We start from the raw sequence: 4,578 nt of genomic DNA, 5'->3' as shown, positions 1-4,578 counted from the left end.
ATAGCCATATCTTAAAACAGGATCAAAATCTATATCATTAAGTTTCAAAGTTTCAATATCATGCTTATCTCTATCTATATTATCCACATATGAATTAAATATTGCTTCACAAAAACTTTCTTTATCTGGATGTCCATTTACAACTAATATATTCATAACATCTTACCTCCCATATGTTGTATAAATATATATTATCATTTTATATCATATATTACAATACAACAAAAGGCTATTGCAACCTAAGTCTCCCTAAATAATAGAAAAGAAGGGAGTCAAAAAAGAAAGTGTTTTCTCTCACATACTCTTTCTCCCTTCTAATTTACTCTATATATTTTTATTGTGTTCTTTTAATTTTTCAATATAAATTTTAAAATTATCTATACTATCACAATCTGTATAATCAACTTTCAATGCTTCGAAATGTTTTTTCCCACAATTAATTTTTAAATTTTCTAAATCTCTTCTTCCTTCCTCAGAAATTGTTCCCTTTGTTTCTACAATAAAATATAATTTTTCTTTATTTTGATTCAAATCTTCTACTAATATTGCCCAATCTGGATTATAATTACCTAATGGAGTTGGTATTTTAAACCAATCTGGAAGTTTTGTATAAACTTTGATATTTCTGTTTTTTTCTAATCCTTCTGCAAATTTTCTTTCTATCTCCGAATCAACAACAATACTACTATATGGTGTTTTATCTGTTTCTACAATATTCCCTTTTTTACTCATCTCATCTTTAAGATAACCAAAAATTTCATTCTGTTCAAATAATTCCTGAGAATAGTATTCCACATCACCTATTTTTTCATATTTAATACCATCTACTATAAATAATTTCATTGTTCTTTTAATTATATTACTAGCTTGTTCTAAATATAATTGAGGATTTTTCTTAAAACTATTCAAAGTTTTAGATTTAGTTAAAATTTTTACTATACTCTTTCTTGTAAGATTTGTTTCATTTTGTAAATAAGTAATTATATCAGGTAATTTATACTTTCTATAGACTTCTATATTTTCTTCTATTTCATCAGATTTTTGTTCTTCTATTCCACCCTTTGTAATAGCTAGTCTTTTTTTATCATATAAAAATTTTTCAAGTGGAATATATACTCCTTCATCTAAATTCATTATACATTTATCTATTAATTTTTCTACTTCAAAATTTACTTGATACATTGTTTTATATTTTACTTTATCCCACAATTCTTTAAATTCATCACTTAAAAACACTTTCTTATTTAAAGTTATTTTCTTTCTTTCATTAGCATTTTTAACAACTAATTTTCCAATAGTTGATTTTAATTTCTTAATAATACTTTCTTTTATACCTTTAAATTCTTCTGATAGTTCTAAGCTTCCTTCATCTAAATCTTTTTTTAATTTATCCTTAGCATTTCCAACTTCATCAATATAGTCTCTCTTTATTAAATCTTGAAATATCTCTTTTGATTTTTCATATCCAAGAAAAATTTCTTCCTCATTTTCATAATCAATCACAATATTTACAAAAATAGAATTTTCTATAACTCCAAACTTGATATTTTTTTCTTTTTCCATTTCCTTTTGCAAAGATTCTACAAAATGCTCATAAGATTCATTCGCCATTACAGTAAGAGTATTTACATCAAAACCTCTAACTCTTTCTCCATCTTGGTTCACTGCAATTCTAAGACCTCTACCTATTTCCTGTATTTTCTTCATTTCAGAAGTAGTTTCATTCAAAGTACAAATTTGAAATACATTAGGATTGTCCCAACCTTCTTTTAAAGCTGAATGTGAAAAAATAAACGCCAAAGGTTCATTAAAACTTAAAAGTTTTTCCTTATCTTTCATTATCTTAGTAAAAGTATCATTATCAGCATTTGTATTACCTTTTGTATCTTTAAACTCACTATATTCTATACCACTTTTAGTTTTCTTTTTATCTATTGAAAAATATCCATCATGTACCTTAGAAACATCTCCTACTCCTTGATATTTCCCTGATTGTATAAGACTATTGTATTCTTCTTCAAAAATTAAAGCATATTTACCTTTTTTAGCTTCTCCAGTCTCTGAATCATATATTCTATAATTTGAAACCTTATCTATAAAGAAAAGTGACAATACTTTTATCCCTTTACTTTTTAAGACTAATTGTTTTTCAAAATGTTCTTGAATTGTTTTTCTAATTTGTAATCTTTTTATTAAAATTGGATCTTGTCCTCCATTAACCTGTCCCAAAGTTAATTTCACTTTTCCAAAATCTATAAAAGATTTAGACGGATCAACTTCATTATATGTAATTTCATTCACTATATATCCGTCATAAATATCTCTTTTTGCCTTTTCACTTAAAACATCACCATGTTTTATACCAATTTCTTTCCTACTAACACCTGACTTATTTTTTATATCAAGCTCTATCTTAGCTGTAATTCCATTCTTGTTAGCTTTTATACTGATAACTTTTATATATTCAGTATTTAAATTTTGTGTAACTCCTACTGTTGCTACTTCTATTTGTTTTACTAACTTCTTTTCATAAGCAGATATTGAATCTAGTTTATATACTGGATTATATATTTCTTTATGTGTTGCAGAATATCTTAATGTACATAGAGGATTTAGTTCTTTTATTGCATTCTTAGCTATATCACTTTCCATATTTTGAGGTTCATCAACTATTACTATTGGATTACACTTACTAATATAATCTATCGGTTTATACCCATTAGCTTGATCTCTTTCTCGGTTAATAATATTTATATCTTTATTAAAAGAATCAATATTAATAATTAAAATTTGTATACTATCATTTACAGCAAAATTTCTTATCATATTTATTTTTTTTGAATCATAAATAAAATAATCATAAGGAGTATTTTCATATAGACTTTTAAAATGTTCTTCTGTAATTTGAAGTGTTTTATATACCCCTTCTTTTATTGCTAGTGAAGGAACAACTATAACAAATTTTTTTAATCCATATTTTTTATTCAACTCCATTATAGTTCTTAAATATACATAAGTTTTTCCTGTCCCAGTTTCCATTTCAACAGAAAAATTATATTCATTTTTACTCGATACTTTTGTTTTAGGCAAACCATTTCTAGTTTGGATTTTATTTAAATTTTCTAAAATTTCTTCTGGATGTAATAAAAGTTTATTACCAGTTCCTAAATCATTTTCATCCGATATTATACTTAATTGAGGATTATTTGCTTTTTCTACCGTAAATACAGTCTTTGATATTTCTTGTCCTGAAAACATATCAGTTATAGATTTTATAGCTTCCAACTGATATTCTAAATTCTCTTCAAATTTAATTTTCATTATCCCCTCCTATATACTTCTAATTTCATTTATTCCAACTTGTTCTAATTTCTTTATTGCATTTGTTTTATCTACATCATTTTTAAATGAATTATCTCTTAATATTACTGTCATCTTAAAGTCTTTATCTATTTCTAATATTTTTTTATATTCTTCACATATTGAATTTATTACTTCATCATTAATTTTTTCATTCAAACTTACTAATAGCCTTCCTCTACCTATTGAATAAAAAGCTTCATTTTCTTCTATTGGAATATTTAAGTCTAATCCATATTTTAATAAAATTTCATACAAAATATCCAATGAATTTCTATCTGACTTTATATTTTCTATTGAATCAAACAATGTTTGTTCTAAATCTTCTGTATTTGTATCCCATTCTTTTATATTTGTTGAATCCAACTTAAATACTTTAAAACCTATATCTAATTTTTCTCTATTTTCTAATGGAAGTCTTGCATCTGATTTTATCTTTTCTCCTGCTCTTCTTATTCTTTCTTTTCCTATTTCACATATATTTTTATACCCTGCTTTATATGCTTCTGAACTTTCATCACATAATTCTGGTAGTTGTACCATTATATATTTTCTATTTCCTCCATCTTCTGCATTTAATTGCATTACTGAATGGGCTGTTGTTGATGAACCTGAGAAAAAGTCTAAAACAATATTGCCTTTTTCTTTGTCAGTAACCGTTGTTAAAATTTTCTTTAGTAAAATTAATGGTTTAGGATATGAAAATTCTATTTCTGTCCCCATTATTTCTTCAAAATCTTTTCTTCCAGCTGTTGTTCCACCATAATTTAAAATAGATAAAAGATAAGTTGTTCTTCTTTCATCAGTAGGAATAATAAGTCTAGGTTGTTTATGACCATCTGAACCCCAGTATATTAAGTTTTCTGATATTAACTTATCAACTTCTTCTTTAGACCATTTCCACTGTCTTACAAATTCATCTCCTTGAGGATTTACTATCTTATAGTAGTTATTATGATTTTTATCTTCTTTTTCTACATTTACTGCTAAATTTGCTGTTTGTAGCTCATTTTCTCTTCCAGCTAAAGCTTCATTTATTTTTCTGAACTCTGTTATTTCTTTCATTTTATAAAGAACTAAAATATACTCATGATTTTTCCTAAATCTTTGTGTCACTTTTAAAGTTCCTGAAGAACCTTCAGCTTCTTTATTCCATATCATTAACTCAACATTTTCTTCCCCAAATATTTCATCACACATCTTTTTTAAATTCGCTTG

The 4,578-nt window shown here is 25.4% G+C and carries 3 protein-coding genes; all 3 read right to left on the bottom strand.

Going from position 1 to position 4,578, the window contains the following annotated elements:
* The coding region (locus AYC59_RS08320) for an NAD(P)H-dependent oxidoreductase (RefSeq protein ID WP_211260032.1) at positions 1 to 156 on the bottom strand (156 nt) is incomplete at its 3' end.
* 168 nt (positions 157 to 324) lie between these two features.
* Positions 325 to 3,321, bottom strand: coding sequence for a type III restriction-modification system endonuclease (locus AYC59_RS06460; protein ID WP_066896597.1), 2,997 nt, complete (start codon positions 3,319 to 3,321; stop codon positions 325 to 327).
* 9 nt (positions 3,322 to 3,330) lie between these two features.
* Positions 3,331 to 4,578 (bottom strand): DNA methyltransferase (locus AYC59_RS07620; protein WP_245620686.1); only part of this gene is annotated, 1,248 nt, incomplete at its 5' end.

Source organism: Pseudostreptobacillus hongkongensis (genome assembly GCF_001559795.1).
In the GTDB taxonomy this organism is placed as follows: domain Bacteria; phylum Fusobacteriota; class Fusobacteriia; order Fusobacteriales; family Leptotrichiaceae; genus Pseudostreptobacillus; species Pseudostreptobacillus hongkongensis.
This window is presented reverse-complemented; position numbering and strand designations above follow the sequence as displayed.

What these genes read in the sequence shown, in the direction of transcription:
- AYC59_RS06460 (WP_066896597.1), bottom strand. Translation starts at nt 3,321, where the DNA reads ATGAAAATTAAATTTGAAGAGAATTTAGAATATCAGTTGGAAGCTATA.